Source organism: Noviherbaspirillum humi (genome assembly GCF_900188095.1).
Lineage (GTDB): Bacteria > Pseudomonadota > Gammaproteobacteria > Burkholderiales > Burkholderiaceae_D > Noviherbaspirillum > Noviherbaspirillum humi.
This window is the reverse complement of record NZ_FZOT01000005.1, coordinates 22312-38956: the sequence shown is the minus strand read 5'-3', so window position 1 is coordinate 38956 and position 16645 is coordinate 22312. Positions and strand designations below refer to the sequence as shown.

19 protein-coding genes are annotated in these 16645 nt (G+C 61.8%); 13 read left to right on the top strand and 6 right to left on the bottom strand.

Annotated features, from left to right (window positions below; genetic code table 11):
• Window positions 1–182 precede the first annotated feature (182 nt).
• The 4 genes from CHB88_RS10090 to CHB88_RS10075 all read left to right on the top strand — a co-directional run bounded on the left by CHB88_RS10090 (window position 183) and on the right by CHB88_RS10075 (window position 1660).
• Window positions 183–497 (top strand): hypothetical protein, encoded by a 315-nt coding sequence (locus tag CHB88_RS10090; protein WP_089399205.1) that lies wholly within the window; start codon window positions 183–185, stop codon window positions 495–497.
• 118 nt (window positions 498–615) lie between these two features.
• Window positions 616–972 carry an FKBP-type peptidyl-prolyl cis-trans isomerase gene (locus CHB88_RS10085; protein ID WP_089399204.1) on the top strand — a complete coding sequence of 119 codons (357 nt, stop codon included), beginning with the start codon at window positions 616–618 and terminating at the stop codon, window positions 970–972.
• 191 nt (window positions 973–1163) lie between these two features.
• Complete coding sequence (locus CHB88_RS10080; protein WP_089399365.1) at window positions 1164–1379, top strand: hypothetical protein; 216 nt, start codon at window positions 1164–1166, stop codon at window positions 1377–1379.
• Window positions 1380–1405: 26 nt separating this feature from the next.
• On the top strand, window positions 1406–1660 hold the full coding sequence (locus CHB88_RS10075) for an acyl-CoA-binding protein (protein ID WP_089399203.1): 255 nt from the start codon (window positions 1406–1408) through the stop codon (window positions 1658–1660).
• A 20-nt stretch (window positions 1661–1680) separates the two neighbouring features.
• Here CHB88_RS10075 and CHB88_RS10070 read toward each other — a convergent pair whose 3' ends face one another.
• The 3 genes from CHB88_RS10070 to CHB88_RS10060 form a co-directional block, all read right to left on the bottom strand.
• Complete coding sequence (locus CHB88_RS10070) at window positions 1681–2667, bottom strand: 2-hydroxyacid dehydrogenase (RefSeq protein ID WP_089399202.1); 987 nt, start codon at window positions 2665–2667, stop codon at window positions 1681–1683.
• A 9-nt stretch (window positions 2668–2676) separates the two neighbouring features.
• A complete protein-coding gene (locus CHB88_RS10065; protein WP_089399201.1) occupies window positions 2677–4056 on the bottom strand; it encodes a sodium:proton antiporter in 1380 nt (459 codons plus the stop codon).
• Between the two features lie 120 nt (window positions 4057–4176).
• The gene (locus CHB88_RS10060) at window positions 4177–4839 is read right to left on the bottom strand and encodes a LutC/YkgG family protein (RefSeq protein WP_089399200.1); all 663 of its coding nucleotides are present in this window, start codon (window positions 4837–4839) and stop codon (window positions 4177–4179) included.
• A gap of 352 nt (window positions 4840–5191) precedes the next feature.
• Here CHB88_RS10060 and fdxA point away from each other — a divergent pair, with 352 nt between their 5' ends.
• From fdxA to CHB88_RS10035, 5 genes are all read left to right on the top strand, one after another.
• Window positions 5192–5515: a ferredoxin FdxA gene (fdxA, locus tag CHB88_RS10055; protein ID WP_089399199.1), complete on the top strand. Its 324-nt coding sequence runs from the start codon at window positions 5192–5194 to the stop codon at window positions 5513–5515.
• A 998-nt stretch (window positions 5516–6513) separates the two neighbouring features.
• The gene (locus tag CHB88_RS10050) at window positions 6514–7749 is read left to right on the top strand and encodes a polyhydroxyalkanoate depolymerase (RefSeq protein WP_089399364.1); all 1236 of its coding nucleotides are present in this window, start codon (window positions 6514–6516) and stop codon (window positions 7747–7749) included.
• A 93-nt stretch (window positions 7750–7842) separates the two neighbouring features.
• Window positions 7843–8634, top strand: a complete 792-nt coding sequence (rsxB, locus tag CHB88_RS10045) for an electron transport complex subunit RsxB (RefSeq protein ID WP_089399198.1) — start codon at window positions 7843–7845, stop codon at window positions 8632–8634.
• Window positions 8631–9281: an endonuclease III gene (nth, locus tag CHB88_RS10040; RefSeq protein ID WP_089399197.1), complete on the top strand. Its 651-nt coding sequence runs from the start codon at window positions 8631–8633 to the stop codon at window positions 9279–9281. The genes rsxB and nth overlap by 4 nt, the downstream gene beginning before the upstream one ends.
• A 53-nt stretch (window positions 9282–9334) precedes the next feature.
• On the top strand, window positions 9335–9757 hold the full coding sequence (locus CHB88_RS10035) for a DUF1841 family protein (protein WP_089399196.1): 423 nt from the start codon (window positions 9335–9337) through the stop codon (window positions 9755–9757).
• 69 nt (window positions 9758–9826) lie between these two features.
• On the opposite strand, the gene CHB88_RS10030 is transcribed toward CHB88_RS10035, so the two are convergent.
• Window positions 9827–10177, bottom strand: a complete 351-nt coding sequence (locus CHB88_RS10030) for a c-type cytochrome (RefSeq protein ID WP_089399195.1) — start codon at window positions 10175–10177, stop codon at window positions 9827–9829.
• Between the two features lie 13 nt (window positions 10178–10190).
• The gene (locus CHB88_RS10025; RefSeq protein WP_089399194.1) at window positions 10191–10511 is read right to left on the bottom strand and encodes a c-type cytochrome; all 321 of its coding nucleotides are present in this window, start codon (window positions 10509–10511) and stop codon (window positions 10191–10193) included.
• Between the two features lie 260 nt (window positions 10512–10771).
• Between CHB88_RS10025 and CHB88_RS10020 the strand changes: the two genes are divergently transcribed.
• The 3 genes from CHB88_RS10020 to CHB88_RS10010 are packed head-to-tail and all read left to right on the top strand — an operon-like array spanning window position 10772 to window position 13401.
• Window positions 10772–11626: an AAA family ATPase gene (locus tag CHB88_RS10020; protein WP_089399193.1), complete on the top strand. Its 855-nt coding sequence runs from the start codon at window positions 10772–10774 to the stop codon at window positions 11624–11626.
• Window positions 11627–11633: 7 nt separating this feature from the next.
• The gene (locus tag CHB88_RS10015) at window positions 11634–12224 is read left to right on the top strand and encodes a GNAT family N-acetyltransferase (RefSeq protein ID WP_089399192.1); all 591 of its coding nucleotides are present in this window, start codon (window positions 11634–11636) and stop codon (window positions 12222–12224) included.
• A 7-nt stretch (window positions 12225–12231) separates the two neighbouring features.
• Window positions 12232–13401 carry a vWA domain-containing protein gene (locus tag CHB88_RS10010; protein WP_089399191.1) on the top strand — a complete coding sequence of 390 codons (1170 nt, stop codon included), beginning with the start codon at window positions 12232–12234 and terminating at the stop codon, window positions 13399–13401.
• Window positions 13402–13423: 22 nt separating this feature from the next.
• Here CHB88_RS10010 and CHB88_RS10005 read toward each other — a convergent pair whose 3' ends face one another.
• Entirely contained in the window at window positions 13424–14170 is a 747-nt protein-coding gene (locus tag CHB88_RS10005) for a response regulator (protein ID WP_176442408.1), read from the bottom strand.
• Window positions 14171–14655: 485 nt separating this feature from the next.
• Here CHB88_RS10005 and CHB88_RS10000 point away from each other — a divergent pair, with 485 nt between their 5' ends.
• Window positions 14656–16644, top strand: coding sequence for a DNA topoisomerase IV subunit B (locus CHB88_RS10000; protein WP_089399189.1), 1989 nt, complete (start codon window positions 14656–14658; stop codon window positions 16642–16644).
• Window position 16645 lies beyond the last annotated feature (1 nt).

Below are 16645 nucleotides of genomic sequence, written 5' to 3'. Positions count from 1 at the left end.
TCAGCCTTGCAACGCGTGCCGCCGCGGCAGGAAAAATGCGGAAGGCTGGCGACCTAACGTCCTCCGAAGCTTGACCGTTGACCGCAGACATTCATCGGCGCAGATCAAAGCGGGGCGGCGCCGGGAGCGCAGAATCCGCCTATTGCCGCTTCGACCAGCCTCCGGCTTCCCCTACCCGCGCCATGAATCAGGTCATCCAAATCTATCTTCCACTCTACGGCAATGCCGGCGAGCGTCTGCCCCGGGCGCTGTACGACGCGGTGCGCGACGAATTGGTCGGCCGCTTCGGCGGCATCACCGCATATACCCGGGTGCCGGCGCATGGCATCTGGCAGGAGCCTGGCGACCAGCAGGCGGCGCATGACGATATTGTCATCTACGAGGTGATCGCAGACCGGCTGGATGTCCCTTGGTGGCAGTCATATCGCGCCGACCTCGAGGCGCGCTTTCGTCAGGAGCAAATCCTGATACGCGCGCAGCCGGTGCAAATTCTGTAACTCAAATGGAGGAAACTGATTTCAGAGGCGGCATGTCAGATTGACCATCCGCCCGGCGAGCCGCCAGGGTGGCTGATACAATGCCGCTCCTTGTCAAACCACCATTCAGAGGAAACCCATGTCCACCACCACGACCGCATCAGGCCTGCAATATGAAGACGTCACCGTCGGCTCCGGCGATGAAGCCAAGGCCGGCAATCACGTCACCGTGCACTACACCGGCTGGCTCCAGAATCCGGACGGCACGCCGGGCCGCAAGTTCGATTCGAGCAAGGATCGCAACGATCCCTTCCAGTTTCCGCTCGGCGCCGGTCATGTGATCAAGGGCTGGGATGAGGGCGTGCAGGGCATGAAGGTGGGCGGCCAGCGCCGCCTGATCATTCCGGCGGCCCTCGGCTACGGCGCCCGCGGCGCCGGCGGCGTCATTCCGCCGAATGCCACGCTGATCTTCGACGTCGAGCTGCTCGGCGTCTGATTTTCAAGCGGTCCATCCCGGCTGTCGCCGCGATAGACCGCTTGCGCACCCGCAGGAATCGCGGCGGAACCAGACGCCTTGGCTGGCACGGCGCTGCCGTTCAAGGCATACTGTCCGCGCGGCAAGCCGTTCTCAAATGCGCGCCTGCCGCCAAGCCGCCCTTTGCGGCACACATTCTTGTCGTGGTGTTCATGATTCTTACAAAACGTTTTTTCGCCGGCGCGATCGCGCTGGCATGCTGCGCCGGTTGCTCGGCGGTCTCGGTGGCGACGACTGCCGTGTCGGTGGCCGGTACCGCCGTCAATGCCGGCATCACGGTTGGCGCGGCCGCCGTCAGCACCGCTGCCACCGTCGCCAATGGCGCCATCACGGTAGGCAGCGCCGTGGTGGAAAAAGCCGTCAACTAATCCCTTCCCCCTTCGAGCAGACAGCCATGACCTTGCAGGAACAATTCGACCAGGCCTTCGCCGATTCAAAGAAGCTTCCCGAGCGGCCGGACAACATGACGCTGCTGCGCATCTACGCGCTGTACAAGCAGGCCACCGAGGGCGACACCCAGGGCGAGCGTCCCGGCTTCAGCGACATGGTCGGCCGATTCAAGTGGGATGCCTGGGATGCCCTGCGCGGCACGTCGCAGGAAGACGCCATGCAGAAATACGTCGACCTGATCGATGAGCTGAAAGGCTGACGGCGCAATAGCCGACCGACCTATCCGGCTACCCTGGCCGCCGGATTGAGCAGATTGGGCGGCATGGCGCCGGACAATGCGGCGATCAGGTTGTCGGCGGCGCAGTTGGCCATGGCTCGCCGCGTCGGCTCGGACGCGCTGGCGATATGCGGGGTCAGCGCCACGTTTGACAATGCCAGGAAATCGGGATTGAAGGCCGGTTCATTCTCGAACACGTCAAGTCCCGCCGCCGCGATCCGGCCTGCCTTGAGCGCTGCGATCAGGGCGGCGTCGTCCACGATGCCGCCGCGCGCAATGTTGACCAGCGTGGCGGTGGGCTTCATCAAATCGAGTTCCGCCGCGCCGATGGCATGATGGGACGCCGCCGAATACGGCAGCACCAGCACCAGATGGTCCGCCTCGCGCAGCAGCGCTTCCTTGCTCACGTAACGCGCGTTATTGGCGCGCGCCTCCAGTTCCGGTGCCAGGCGCGAGCGGTTGTGGTAAATGACCTGCATGTCGAAACCCATGGAACGTCGCGCGATCGCCTGCCCGATGCGCCCCATGCCGAGAATGCCGAGAGTGGCGCCGTGTATGTCGGCACCGAGGAAGGTGTCGAAGCGCCACTTCTTCCATTCGCCGGCGCGCAGCCAGTGCTCCGACTCGGTCACGCGCCGCGCTGCCGCCAGCAGCAGCGCCCAGGCGAAATCGGCGGTGGTTTCATTCAATACGTCAGGCGTGTTGGTGACCAGGATGCCGGCCTTCGTTGCCGCATCGAGATCGATGTTGTTATAGCCGACCGCCATATTGCAGATGGCCTTCAGCCGCGGGCTGGCCGCGATCTCCTGAGCGCCGACCCGCTCGCTCGGCGTGGTGAACACGCCATCGACGTCCCGCATCTTCTCGAGCAATTCCCCTGGACTGAATATCTGATCCGACTGGTTGCACTCCACGTCGAAATGCGCCGACAGGCGCTCCAGCACATCGGGAAAAACGGCTCGGGTGACGAACACTTTCGGCTTGGTCATGAGTGCGCCTTAGAAGAAGATGAAGGTCATGATGATGAACAGCGGAATCAGCACGGCGCAGGACCAGCCCATGTAACCGAAGAAGGATGGCATCTTCACGCCGCGGTCTTCCGCGATCGCTTTTACCATCATATTAGGCGCATTCCCGATATAGCTGTTGGCGCCCATGAAGACCGAGCCGCAGGAGATGGCGGCCAGGGTCGAGGCAAGCGTCGTCATCAAAGTCTTTGCGTCGCCGCCGGCGGTGTTGAAGAACACGAGGTAGGTCGGCGCATTGTCAAGGAAGGAAGACAGGATGCCGGACGCCCAGAAATACATGGCGTCGATAGGCTGGCCGTTGCCGCCGGTGACGGCGCGGATGACGGCAGCGAAGGCGCCCGACTCGCCGGCGCGCAGCATCGCGATCACCGGGATGATGGTGATGAAGATGCCGGCGAAAAGCTTGGCCACTTCGGCGATCGGCCCCCAGGAGAATTCATTGCCGCTGCGGGCGGTCTTCGGTGTCAGGACCATCGACAACGCGGTCACCACCAGCAACAGGAGGTCGCGCACCAGGTTCTGCAATTCGACCTGTACGCCGAACAGGTCGAAGCTCACGCCGGGCTTCCAGAAACCGCTCAGCAGCACGAGACCAACGATGGCGGCCAGGAAAAGGAAATTGAGGCGTCCCTCGATTGTCAGCGGCGTGTCGGGCGTTGGATCGGCCGGCAGCACTTCCTCGCGCCGATGGTAGTAATAGCTGTCGAGGCCATAGAACAGCAGGAGCAGCACCGTGCACAGGAACAGCGTCTCGGGAAAGATGTTCTTCATCGTCCAGAAGAAATCCACGCCTTGAAGGAAGCCGAGAAAGAGCGGCGGGTCGCCGAGCGGGGTCAGCGAGCCGCCGGCATTGGCGACCAGGAAGATGAAGAACACCACGACGTGGGACACATGCTTGCGATTGTCGTTGGCCCGCAGGACCGGCCGAATCATCAGCATCGACGCGCCGGTGGTGCCCATGAAGCTGGCCAGTACCGTGCCGATTGCCAGCAGTCCGGTGTTGAGCGCCGGCGTGCCATGCAGATTGCCGCGCACGCAGATGCCGCCGGCGACCACGAACAGGGAAGTGACCAGGACGATGAAGGGAAAGTACTCGCCAATGAAGGCATGGGCCATGCCGCCGCCCGCGGTGCTCGCGCCGAAGAAGACGGCACACGGGATCAGGAAGGCAAGCGACCAGCCGAGCGATACCTTGCCGAAGTGATGGTGCCAGAAGCTCGGCGCAAGCAGCGGCAGAAGCGCGATGGAGAGCAGCAGACCGGCGAAGGGAACCGACCACCAGGCGGTCAACCGGGCGCCGTCGAGTTCGGCCGCATGGGAAAGCGCCGGCGCAAACGCGGCCAGCGCCATCGGAACGGATTTATGCAATTCTTGCCTCCCTGATATTTGGTGGCGCTATTCTAGCGCGCTCACCCCGCCATTCCAGCCGTGTTATTACGCAGCCGGAAAGACGGCGTCAGGGAGAGCAGATCAGCCCTCGCGGACCAGGATCACATGCACCCGATAAGGACCATGCGCCCCGAGCACGATGGTTTGCTCGATATCGCCGGTCCGGGAAGGTCCGGAGATGAAATTGGTGGCGCGCGGCAATTCGCCCCGCTCGGCGCGCGCCAAGGCGAAGGCATCCTCCATGCCGGCGACGATGCGCGACACGGGCACGATGGCGACATGGGTTTCGGGCAGAAGGCTGGCTGAAGAAAAGGTATCCGGTCCGGACAGCAGCATCAGGGTGCCGGTCTCGGCAATGGCGCAGAAGGCGCCGGTGATGCCGACCAGATCCTCGTTCACCGGGCGGCGGAATTCGACCGAGACGCCGGCTTCCCGCCAGGGCAATCCGTCAAGCGTGCGCCATGCCACCGCATTCGAGCCGACGCCGACTTCGCCGAGATAGCGCGCCACTGCTTCCGGCACGTCGGCCATGCGTTCCACCTCGTCGATGGTGTCGGTCATGCGCAAAGCCTGCTCCCTGAAGCGCTGCGTCAGGTCGGCCGGCATCGCCGGGCGCGGCCCCTGGGTATGCTGCGCGATATAGCCATAAGCGGCGTCGCGCTCCTGCTGGCTGGGCTGCGCGGCGCGCTGCTGCGCCTTGCGGATGCGGTCGAAAATGGCTTGGCGGGCTGACGATGTATCCATGAAGGCGGCTCCTCGAAACGGCCACCAGTCTACCCGATGGATGGGCGGTCCACCTAGGCCCCGAAAGTGATTAATTTGGAAGGGACGTACAATTCTTTTCACGCTCCGGCGCAGTCCGAAAGGCAGGACCGCAAGGCGTTTTCCCCTGATGTCATGGCGACCGTTCGACGGCTTTTCCGGCTCGCGCATTTGCTTATTCATAAACTGTCTAAGCCCGGTTTGTTAGAAAGAAGGGATTGCCTTAAAATACAAGGCTTTGCGGCAAAATCGCTCATCCCTTGTCCGGCTTGCGAGCCAGTCGCCCCGTTGGCGCCGGACGAACATTTTCAGAAAATCTACAAATAGGACTGTTATGACTCACGTTGTGACCGAATCCTGCATCCGCTGCCGCTACACCGACTGTGTCGACGTGTGCCCGGTGGACTGCTTCAGGGAAGGCCCGAATTTCTTGGCGATCGATCCGGACGAATGCATTGATTGCGCCGTCTGCGTCGCCGAGTGCCCGGTCAATGCCATCTACGCGGAAGAAGATGTGCCCGCAGATCAGCAACAATTCATCAAGCTCAACGTCGACCTCGCCCGCCAGTGGCCTTCCATCACCAAGAGCAAGGATGCGCTTCCCGAAGCGGAAGAGTTCAAGGATGTGAAGGAAAAGCTGCAGTACCTGGAAAAGTAATCCCCTCTTCTGCGGCGGCCCGCCGGGTCGCCGCGTCCACCCAAGCGGCGTTCGGCTTGTGCGCCGAAGACGTCTACTGAGGACGCCTCCTCACACATTTCCACTCGTCGATCGCTCTTGCTATCCGTTCATGGCGTCGTTGGCAGCAAGCCGATCTTTAAGCTTGCACCCGGCGTCGACCTCGGTCGATTTCAGTAGTCACCAGCTTTTCCTCTTCCCATGCAAGGCGGCGGCTGGCAAGTTCAAACTGCAGCCAGGAAGTCTTCCCCAATCGCCTGCATCACGGCACCGGCCATTGCGCTAACCGACCCTCGCTCTGACTCATCGCTGTACGGATTCGTTCTGTCACACGCTGATTCGTTGGGCCCAAACCAACAGCCCTGGAAACGGTGCAGCTTTATTCATCCCTATTCCTCCCAGGCCGCAAGCTTGACCGTTCGTTACAGCCCCAAGCTGGGAATACCGTGATCTGATCATCGCCCCCAGCAAACGGAGAACAACCAGTCTCGCCGATCGGCTTGGGAACAGCAGCTCTGTCCGAGGCTTCCATGCAATATTGGCAATTTTTCCAATATGCGCGTCAAGGCTGTCCATACCCGTAAAAATTACAATTCGAGGCAGGCTTTCTCTCTTCCGGGCAATTTTTCTCCTTATTCCTCGCAGCTCAAGTGCGATAAAACCACAGGCATGGTTTGTGCAAGGTTGATTGCAGTTATTTGCACCGGTTTGATTCGACGCCATATTAAGTACTTGGAAATAAAGCCGATTCCATTTTTTGGTAAAAGAGCACGAACGTATCTTTTCTCAACGTGGCGGTAGATTTCATGTTATGTTGCGTCAAATCAAATTCCCAAAAGCAAAAAACGGGATGGACTTCAGTTTATTGCCTACTATAAGTTAAACGGGTTGGCAAAATTGAAGTTGGCAAGCGGCATATTCACCTGCAAACGGTTTAACCGGGAAGCGGATGCCGCTTGAATTCACTGAATGAGGTCAACATGCTCTATCAATTCCACGAACTCAACCGCACTTTCCTGAACCCGTTCATTCAGTGGGCGGAAGCTTCCGCCAAGTTGTTCACCAACCCGGTTTCGCCCCTGGCGCATACGCCTTTTGCCCAGCGCATCGCCGCGGGTTACGAACTGATGTATCGCCTTGGCAAGGATTACGAAAAACCCGAATTCGGCATCAAAACCGTTCCAGTTAATGGCACTGCCGTCGGCGTGCTTGAAGAAGTGGCCGTACACAAGCCCTTCTGCCGGCTGATCCACTTCAAGAAAGACCTGAGCGCGAAACAGTTCGCCGGTCTCAAGCAGCCGACGGTGCTGCTGGTGGCTCCCCTGTCGGGTCATCACTCCACCCTGCTGCGCGACACCGTGCGCGCCCTGCTGTCCAACCACGATGTCTACATCACCGACTGGACCGACGCCCGCATGGTGCCGGCGTCGGAAGGCGCCTTCCACCTGCACGATTACATCTACTACGTGCAGGACTTCATCCGCCACCTCGGTCCGGATATGCACGTCATCTCCGTCTGCCAGCCGACGGTGCCGGTGCTGGCCGCCATCTCGCTGATGGCAAGCCAAAACGACCCCAAGCTGCCCAAGACCATGACGATGATGGGCGGCCCGATCGACCCGCGCAAATCGCCGACCGCCGTGAACGACCTCGCCACGAAGAAGCCTTTTTCCTGGTTCGAGAACAAGGTGATCTACAGCGTGCCGCCGAACTATCCAGGCTTCGGCCGCAAGGTCTATCCGGGCTTCCTGCAGCATGCCGGCTTCATCGCCATGAATCCGGGCCGCCATGCGCAAAGCCACTGGGACTTCTACATGCACCTGCGCGCCGGCGACAACGAGTCTGCCGAGGAGCACCGCAAGTTTTATGACGAGTACAACGCCGTGCTCGACATGCCGGCCGAGTACTACCTGGAAACGATCAAGACGGTGTTCCAGGAATTCCGCCTCGCCAAGGGTAACTGGGAAGTCGAAGGCAAGCTGGTGCGCCCACAGGACATCAAGACGGTGGCCCTGCTCACCGTGGAAGGCGAGCTCGACGACATTTCCGGCGCCGGCCAGACCCAGGCCGCGCATGAACTCTGCAGCAGCATCCCGAAGGCAAAGAAGCAGCACATCACCGCCGAGAAATGCGGCCACTACGGCATCTTCTCCGGCCGCCGCTGGCGCGAGATCATTTGCCCACAGATCGGCGAATTCATTACCAAGCATTCCTGATCCCGACAGGCTTCCAGCCAAGCCGCTGCCGCAAGCAGCGGCTTTTCATTTGTAGCCACCCGGTTTTGCCGGGATAATGGCGCTTTTCGCCAGATTCCCGTGTCCGCCTTGCAAGCTCCATCCCTAGCCGACCAGATCGAAGACCTGCTGCCGCAAACCCAGTGCACCAAGTGCGGGTACCCGGCTTGCCGCCCCTATGCGGAAGCGGTCGCGGCGGGTCAAGCCGGCTACAACCAGTGCCCGCCGGGCGGCATGGAAGGCGTCACCCGCCTGTCCGCCCTGCTCGGCAAGCCGGTGATCCCGCTCAATCCCGTCAATGGCATCGAGCGCCCGCGGCCGCTGGCGGTGATCGACGAAGTCCGCTGCATCGGCTGCACGCTCTGCATCCAGGCCTGCCCGGTGGATGCCATCGTCGGCGCGGCGAAGCAGATGCATACGGTGGTGCCGCAATTCTGCACCGGCTGCGACCTGTGCGTGGCGCCCTGCCCGGTCGATTGCATCGACATGGTGGAGGCCACGCCCGGGCAAACCGGCTGGGCCGCCTGGTCGCAGCAGCAGGCGGATGAAGCGCGCGCGCGCCACGCCTTGCGCGTACGGCGTCTGCGCCGAGAAAAGGAAGAGAACGATGCTCGCCTCGCCGCCAAGGCGGCAGCCAAGCTGAGGCAGGTCGAGGCGGAAGTGGCGATGAGTCCGGAGGAACAGGCAGCCCAGGCGCGCAAGCGGGCCATCATCCAGGCAGCGATGGAGCGCGCGCGACAGCGCCAGCAGGAAGCCGCACGCCAGCCGTCCTCGCCAACCACCGACATGCAGGATGTATCGCGGGCAGTACGCCGGCAGGTGGAAGCCATCCGTGAAAACATGGCGCAGCAGGACAAGCCCACATGAATGCCGCCATCCGCCGTCAAATATTTGAGCGCTTCCACCAGGCCAATCCACGGCCCACCACCGAACTCGAATACACCACGCCGTTCGAGCTGCTGATCGCGGTGATCCTGTCGGCCCAGGCGACCGACGTATCTGTGAACAAGGCCACCCGGCGGCTGTTCCCGGTGGCATCCACGCCGGCAGCCATGCTGGCGCTGGGCGAAGACGGCCTGATCGAATACATCCGCACCATCGGCCTGTTCCGCACCAAGGCGAAGAATGTCATCACCACCTGCGGCATGCTGCTGGAACAACATGGAGGCGAGGTGCCGCGCACCCGGGAAGCGCTGGAGGCGCTGCCGGGCGTCGGTCGCAAGACCGCCAATGTGGTACTCAATACCGCCTTCGGCCAGCCTACCATCGCCGTCGATACCCACATCTTCCGCGTCAGTAATCGCACCGGCATCGCGCCCGGCAAGAACGTGGACCAGGTCGAGCAGAAGCTGCTGAAGGTGGTGCCGGCGGAATTCCGGCACGACGCCCATCATTGGCTGATTCTGCATGGCCGCTATACCTGCATCGCGCGCAAGCCCCAGTGCTGGAACTGCGCCATCGCCGACCTGTGCGAGTTCAAGCCGAAGACACCACTTCCCGAAAAGGGTATCTGATTCACCGGGCCGGCGCAGGCGCCGGCTCCTCGATTCCTTACTGCCAAGTCATCATGTTCACACCCTCACAGCACGACGTGCGCCGTTTTTTCTGCGAAACCTTCGCCAAGCAGCGCAACAGGCAAGTCCTAACGCCGCTCGAAGCCATGGCGCACGACTGGATCCTGCAGCATCCCGAATACGAGGATGCGCTCTCGAACGTGGAGGAAGCCCTCGCCGCCGACTATTCCGTGGAGCGTGGCCTGTCGAACCCCTTCCTGCACCTGTCCATGCACCTGTCGATCGCCGAGCAAATTTCGATCGACCAGCCGCCCGGCATCCGCCATGCCTTCATCGACCTGGCGCAGCGCCTCGGCTCCGAGCATGAAGCCCACCACCAGATGATGGAGTGCCTGGGCGAAATGATCTGGAATTCGCAGCGCAGCGGCCTGCCGCCGGATGGCATCGCCTATGTGGAGTGCGTCAAGCGTCGGTGACCCCGCAGAAAAAGAAAAAGCCACGCAGATCGTGCGTGGCTTCCATATACCGCCCGGTTGCGCGAAAGCTTATTTGCGCAGGACCAGCGCGCCGGGCAGGCTGTGCAGGTAGGCGGCGATATTGCGGATATCCTGCTGGGACAGCGGCTTGGCCTGGGCGCCCATGATGGCGTTGCCGCGGCCGTTGGGGCCGTCGCCGCCGCGCTGGTAACCGATCAGCGCATGTTCCAGATAATCCTGGTGCTGGCCGGCGAGCTTGGGATAGCTCGGATCGACCGGCGAGTTGTAGTCCTTGCCGTGGCAGGCGGCGCAGTTGTACTTGGTGGCGGCGGCTTCGCCTGCCTTGATGTCGCCGGCGGCGTAGGCATTCAGCGACAGGGCCGAGACGGCCAGCAGCGCAGCTTTTGCAAGAGTCTTCATTCCGGTGTGCCCCTTATTTCTGCCGCGCGTAGTAGGCGGCGACATCGGCGATGTCCTGGTCCGACAGGCCGGCGGCAATGCCGCGCATGCTCGGATGCTTGCGCTCGCCCTTCTGGTAGGCGCGCAGTGCGCTCTCGATGTATTTCGCCGACTGGCCGCCGATCATGGGAACCTGGTAGACCTCGGGGAAGGTAGCTTTATAGCCGGGAATGCCGTGGCAGCCGATGCACATTGCTACCTTGTTGTTGGCCGCTTCGGGATTGCCGACGATGTCCGCTGCTGCGGCCATGTTGGCAATGCCTGCGAGCGCGGCAAGCGCAATAAGTTTTTTCATGATAGCTGGGTAATTGATGCAAAACGGGCTCGGTGCGCAGGCCATGTCTCCCTCGGCCTCTTCCTTGGTGTTGCTTGGTCGCACCAAAAACCGCCTCATTCTACCTGAAGACCCCATGACAGTCACGCAAGATAATTCGCCAGCCGGCGCTTTCTGCAGCGTCCTTGCGGCAGCCGACATGAGACGGAAAACCGTCGCCGGCCGGCCATCTTGTTCTCGTCTATACTTGTTTTTCCATTCATAGACAGCCATCGATCGCCATGCGTCAAGACACCCGTTTCCAAGGCTCGCAGAACTATGTCGCCACTGATGATTTGAAGCTTGCGGTGAATGCCGCCCTGACGCTGCAGCGGCCGCTGCTGATCAAGGGCGAGCCAGGCACCGGCAAGACCATGCTGGCCGAGGAAGTGGCCGCCGCGCTCGGCATGCCGCTGCTGCAGTGGCATATCAAGTCCACCACCAAGGCGCAGCAGGGCCTGTACGAATACGACGCGGTTTCGCGCCTGCGCGACTCGCAGCTGGGCGACGAACGGGTGAAGGACATCCATAACTACATTGTCAAGGGCGTGCTGTGGCAAGCCTTCACTGCCGACCAGCAGGTGGTGCTGCTGATCGACGAGATCGACAAGGCCGACATCGAATTTCCCAACGACCTGTTGCGCGAACTGGACCGCATGGAGTTCTACGTCTATGAGACGCGCGAGATGGTCAAGGCCAAGCATCGTCCGCTGGTGATCATCACCTCCAACAACGAGAAGGAGCTGCCGGATGCCTTCCTGCGGCGCTGCTTCTTCCACTACATCAAGTTCCCGGACAAGGACACGATGGAGCAGATCGTGGCGGTGCACTTCCCGCAGCTGAAGAAGGATCTGCTGGCCCAGGCGCTGCAGACCTTTTATGAACTGCGCGAAGTCAACGGCCTCAAGAAGAAACCGTCCACCTCCGAGCTGCTGGACTGGCTCAAGCTGCTGCTGGCGGAAGACATCCCGCCGGACGCCCTGCGCAGCCGCGACGCCAAGCAGGTGGTGCCGCCCCTGCACGGCGCGCTGCTGAAGAACGAGCAGGACGTGCACCTGTTCGAGCGCCTGGTCTTCATGTCGCGCACCAACCGCTGAGCCGGCCATGAGCGCCTTCCTGCAGCCCGTCACGCTGAGCGGCCGGCACGTGGCGCTGGAGCCGCTGTCCATGGACCATCTCCAGGGTCTGCAGCTGGCGGTGGCCGACGGCGAGCTGTGGAAGCTGTGGTACACCACCATTCCGAAACCGGAAGACATGGCCCGCGAAATCGAGCGCCGGCTGGAGCTGCAAGCCAAAGGCAGCATGCTGCCCTTCGCCGTGCGCCGCAGCGACGACGATGCCCTGTGCGGCATGACGACCTATATGAATGCCGACGCGGTCAACCGCCGCCTCGAGATCGGCTCCACCTGGTATGCCGCCAGCGCCCAGCGCAGCGCCATCAATACCGAGGCCAAGCTGATGCTGCTGACCCATGCCTTCGAGCGGCTGCAATGCATCGCCGTCGAATTCCGCACCCACTGGATGAACCAGCAGTCGCGCGCCGCCATCGCCCGCCTCGGCGCCAAGCAGGACGGCATTCTACGCAGCCATCAGCGCATGCCGGACGGGTCGCTGCGCGATACGGTGGTGTTCTCCATCATTGCATCCGAATGGCCGACGGTGCGGCAGCATCTGCAGCACAAACTGGATCGCTGAGGATATCGTGCTGATCGACTTTTTCTTCACCCTCAAGGATGCCAAGATTCCGGTCTCGATCAAGGAGTTCCTGATCCTGCTGGAAGCCCTGCAGAAGCAGGTGATCGGCCCCTCGCTGGACGAGTTCTACTACCTGTCGCGCGCCGTGCTGGTCAAGGATGAAGCGCATTACGACAAGTTCGACAAGGCTTTCGGCCTCTATTTCCGCGGCGTCGATGCGGTGTTCGAGAAGAACCCGGAGATTCCGCTGGAATGGCTGATGAAGCGCATGGAGCGAGAACTGACGCCGGAACAGAAGGCGCAGATCGAGAAGCTTGGCTACGACAAGCTGATGGAGCGCCTGAAGGAGCTGCTGAAGGAGCAGAAGGAGCGCCACGAAGGCGGCAGCAAGTGGATCGGCACCGGCGGCACCTCCCCTTACGGCAATGGCGGCTACAACCCGGAAGGCATACGCATCGGCGGCGAAGGCGGCAAGCGCAGCGCGGTCAAGGTATGGGAAGCGCGTTCCTACCGAGACTACGACGCCGAGCGCGAACTTGGCACCCGCAACATCAAGGTGGCGCTGCGGCGGCTGCGCAAGTTCGCCCGCGAAGGCGCCGAGGAAGAGTTCGCCCTCGACGACACCATCCGCGCCACCGCCAACAACGCCGGCTACCTCGACATCAAGATGCAGCCGGAGCGCAAGAACAACATCAAGGTGCTGATGCTGCTCGACGTCGGCGGCACCATGGATGACCACATCGCCCGCACCGAGGAACTGTTTTCCGCCGCCAAGACGGAATTCAAGAACATGGAGTTCTACTATTTCCACAACTGCGTCTACGACTACCTGTGGAAGAACAACCGGCGCCGCCACGCTGAACGTTTCCCGACCTGGGACATCCTGCGCAAATACACGCCCGATACCAAGCTGATCTTCGTCGGCGACGCCACCATGAGCCCCTACGAGATCCTGCAGCCCGGCGGCTCGGTCGAGTACAACAATCCGGAGGCGGGCGCAGTCTGGCTGCAGCGCTTTACATCGACGTTCCCCAAGTTCGCCTGGCTCAATCCGGAGCCGGAAGGCTTGTGGCAATACCGGCAATCGATCGCCGTCATCCGACAGATCATGAACGATCGCATGTTTCCGGTCACCATCGATGGGCTGGAGCGGGCGATGCGGCTGCTCAGCAAATGAGCGGGTGAAGGCGCTCGCCGCCTCAGCGCAGCGAGGGAATGAACTTGCGCAGCGCCTGCATCAGGTGACTGGCAGTCACCGGCTTGCCGAGAAAGCCATCCACGCCGACCTGCCTCGCCTGCCGGCTGTCGTAGTCGAAGTCCTTCCCTGCCAGGAAGATCACCGCGCGGCGCACCGGCGTCACCCGTTCCTTCATCATCCAGCACAGCCGGTAGGGGTCGAGATCGGGCACCGAGGTATTCACCAGCACCACCGAATAGGTTTTCTGCCGCGCGGCTTGAAGCGCTGCCGCTTCATCGGCAGCCCAGTCCACTTCCAGTTTCTGCTGCCGGGCGATCAGGATATCCACCAGAAACTCCCGGAACTTGGCATTACGGTCGACGATCAGCATGGCCGGCAGCACTGGCGGCGCGCTGCGCCGCCTGATGTAGTCGGCCGGATCCGTCAAATCCAGGTCAAGACGGCCATGGCGCCGACGCTCGGTCACGCTCACCATGGTGCATGCATCCAGCCGCGACAGGGCATCAGCCCGGGCATCGATCAGGCGGTCCAGTGCGGCCAGGAGACGATTCGCTTGAACCGGATACGGCACGATGGGATAAGGAAGGTCGAGGTCGGGCTTGCCAACCAGCAGCGCCGGCCTCACCGGCGTCGGCTTCAAATAGGCCAGCGTGACCAAGGCCTCGAGTTCGCTCCCGTTGACCAAAAACAGGTCTGGCTCCCGCAATTCGTCGGGATGAAGCAGCACATAGCCAGGGCCGGAATTCATCCTGCTTCTCAGGATGGCGGCCAGCGCTTCCCGCTCCTCTGATCGGAAACCAACGGCCTGGATGGCGAAAGGATATTGAGTACCGGACATGGCAACCATTTTATAAAGAAAAACAGTTGTAATCAGGAAATTTGTTGCGCATGCGCTTACGATTGCGTCGGAAATAGACAACGGAACCAAGTCCTGTTACTGTATATGCATACAGCATTTCACATAATAAATTGGCTTCGCTTCATCGAAATCGCGCATCTCGAGATGGAAAAATGGCTTTGCAGCCCCATATGAAGTACTTGCAGCAAGCCGCCGTGGTTCTTTTTCAGCTTCTGGAATAAGGCATCGCCTTTCCTGTCAAAGCTTTTTTTTGTGTTTAAATGCGCGTTGCAGAATCCTTTCCCCACTGACAAGCCACCCCAGCACGGCCGCCGCCTGGTTTCCCAGGACCCTGAAGAAACCGTTTTGCAAACTGTCAATCACCACGCAAGCGAATGGCAACCAAAAAAATCTCCGCATCCGATTACAGCGAATCCTCCATTCGTGTCCTGAAGGGACTTGAGCCGGTCAAGCAGCGGCCCGGCATGTACACGCGCACCGAGAACCCGCTGCACATCATCCAGGAAGTCATCGACAACGCCTCCGACGAAGCCCTCGGCGGCTTCTGCAAGAACATTCTCGTCACCCTGAACGGCGACGGCAGCGTCAGCGTCGAGGACGATGGCCGCGGCATCCCGGTCGGCCTGCACCCGGAAGAGAAAGTGCCGACGGTGGAAATCGTCTTCACCCGCCTCCACGCGGGCGGCAAGTTCGACAAGGGCTCGGGCGGCGCCTACTCCTTCTCCGGCGGCCTGCACGGCGTCGGCGTGTCGGTCACTAACGCCCTCGCTTCGCGCCTGGAAATCACCGTCTGGCGCGAGGCCGGCGTGCATGAACTCGTGTTCGAAGACGGCTTCGTGGTGCAAAAGCTGAAGTCGCGCCCCATGACCCGGGAAGACAAGAAGTCCGGCACCCGCGTCACCGTCTGGCCGAACGCCAAGTATTTCGATTCCTCCGCCATCCCGATGGGCGAACTGCAGCGCCTGCTGCGCTCCAAGGCGGTGCTGCTGCCGGGCGTGAAGGTCACCCTGCACAACGCGAAGACCGGCGACAGCCAGGTCTGGCAGTACGAGCAGGGCCTGCGCGGCTACCTGATGGAGTCGCTGTCCCAGTCTTCCCACGCCGAGCCGATGATTCCGCTGTTCGAGGGCGAGCAGTACGCCAACGGCAACGACGACGGCTTCGCCGAGGGCGAAGGTGCGGCCTGGGTCGTGGCCTGGACCGAGGAAGGCAACGTGGTGCGCGAGTCCTACGTCAACCTGATCCCGACCCCGGCCGGCGGCACGCATGAGTCCGGTTTGCGCGAAGGCCTGTTCGGCGCGGTGAAGAGTTTCGTCGAAATGCATTCGCTGCTGCCCAAGGGCGTGAAGCTGCTGCCGGAAGACGTATTTGCCCGGGTGTCCTTCGTGCTGTCCGCCAAGGTGCTCGATCCGCAGTTCCAGGGCCAGATCAAGGAACGCCTGAACTCCCGCGACGCGGTGCGCCTGGTTGGCTCCTTCACCCGTCCGGCGCTGGAGCTGTGGCTGAACCATCACGTCGACTACGGCAAGAAGCTGGCCGACCTGGTAATCAAGCAGGCCCAGTCGCGCCTGCGCTCGGCGCAGAAGGTGGAAAAGAAGAAGTCGTCCGGCGTGGCGGTCCTGCCGGGCAAGCTGACCGACTGCGAGTCGGATGACGTCTCCCGCAACGAGCTGTTCCTGGTCGAGGGCGATTCCGCCGGCGGCTCGGCCAAGATGGGCCGCGACAAGGAATTCCAGGCCATCCTGCCGCTGCGCGGCAAGGTGCTCAACTCCTGGGAAACCGAGCGCGATCGTCTCTTCGCCAACAACGAGATCCATGACATCGCGGTGGCGATCGGCGTCGATCCGCACGGCGCCAACGACACGCCGGACCTCTCCGGACTCCGCTACGGCAAGATCTGCATCCTGTCCGATGCGGACGTCGACGGCTCCCACATCCAGGTGCTGCTGCTGACGCTGTTCTTCCGCCATTTCCCGCAGCTGATCGCGCGCGGCCACATCTACGTCGCGCGGCCGCCGCTGTTCCGGGTGGATGCGCCGGCGCGCGGCAAGAAGCAGGCGCAGAAGCTGTACGCGCTGGACGAGGGCGAACTCGAAGCCATCGAGGACAAGCTGCGCAAGGACGGCGTCCGCGAAGGCGGCTGGGCCATCTCCCGCTTCAAGGGCCTGGGCGAGATGAATGCCGAGCAGCTGTGGGAAACCACGATGAATCCGGATACCCGCCGCCTGCTTCAGGTATCGCTCGGCGACTTTGACCTGACGATGTCGGAAAACCGCTTCAACATGCTGATGGGCAAGGGCGAAGCCGCCGCCCGCCGCGCCTGGCTGGAAGAGCACGGCAACGAAGCCGAGGCGGACATCTGAG